At 58.7% G+C, this 986-nt stretch carries 2 protein-coding genes; both read right to left on the bottom strand.

The window, feature by feature from the left end:
* Nucleotides 1-112: 112 nt before the first annotated feature.
* Entirely contained in the window at nt 113-403 is a 291-nt protein-coding gene (locus tag FCN80_RS26120; protein ID WP_136993276.1) for a phosphopantetheine-binding protein, read from the bottom strand.
* A gap of 64 nt (nt 404-467) precedes the next feature.
* Nucleotides 468-986 (bottom strand): hypothetical protein (locus FCN80_RS26590; protein WP_230492984.1); only part of this gene is annotated, 519 nt, incomplete at its 5' end.

The raw sequence follows: 986 nt of genomic DNA, 5'->3' as shown, positions 1-986 counted from the left end.
TGGAAACTGCCAGCCCATTCCCCGGAGGAAAACATGGTCAGGCAAAAGTGTAGCGGTATTAGGCGCAGCTATTTAGGCAAGGTCATTCAAGGCGCCGCACAGCGGAAGCCCGTCATTGGCGCGCTTCCGGTGAGGTCGGATTATTTTCCCACAACCGGCGTTCAATAATAAAACGTAAATCGCCGACTGTTTCCGCAGCCTGAAAATCATTTTTGGAAAGCTGAACATCAAACGTTTCCAAAATACCGATATCTATTTCCACCAGGTCTAATGAATCCACATAAAGTTCATTGATCAAATGTAGAGACTCATGAACTTCTTCCTGCCGCCAGCCCAATTTATAGGCCAATAAGGCGCGCAATCGGCCGCTAACCGAGATGTCGTCCATTGCCGTTTTTTGCATCTTAATCGTTCCTTTTGTCCCGGGCCGGCATGACCGGCCCGGATCAATGTATCGCCGTGGCGGTTCAGGCGCCTCCGGTTCCCGAGGACTCGCTATCAAGATCCCTGAGCCATTTGGGCATTGGCCCCGGGCCGCTTTTTTTCAGGCGCGCCCGCGCTTCGACCAGCGATTCATCCACTTGGCCCAATATGGGGTTGTCATCGCTATTTTGCCGATGCCCTGAAGGGGAAGGCGAACGACGCAATCCCTCATGACTCAGAATCACTTTCGCCACGGGCTTGCTCGCGCCGTTTGCCACGGGCGGGACGTCAGTCGGTTGCGCTGGGCGCTGCGCCATGGATTCGGCGCCGCTGGCCCGTCGGGCCATCCGCCGCGCTTCGCCCACCGCCGGCTGGATTATCGCCGCCGGTTCATGCCACTGTTCCTCTGGCGCAACCGCCGTCCGGGACGCAACCGACGCCTCCGCCGGACCGGTCATCCGCCGCGCTTCGCCCACCGCTGGCTGAATTATCGCCGCCGGTTCATGCCACTGTTCCTCTGGCGCAACCGCCGTCCGGGACGCAACCGACGCCTCCGCCGGACC

The organism is Martelella alba (genome assembly GCF_005217455.1).
Classification (GTDB): Bacteria; Pseudomonadota; Gammaproteobacteria; order Enterobacterales; family Enterobacteriaceae; genus Acerihabitans.
Note: the sequence above shows the minus strand (reverse complement) of the source record. Positions and strands in the feature narration are given on the sequence as shown.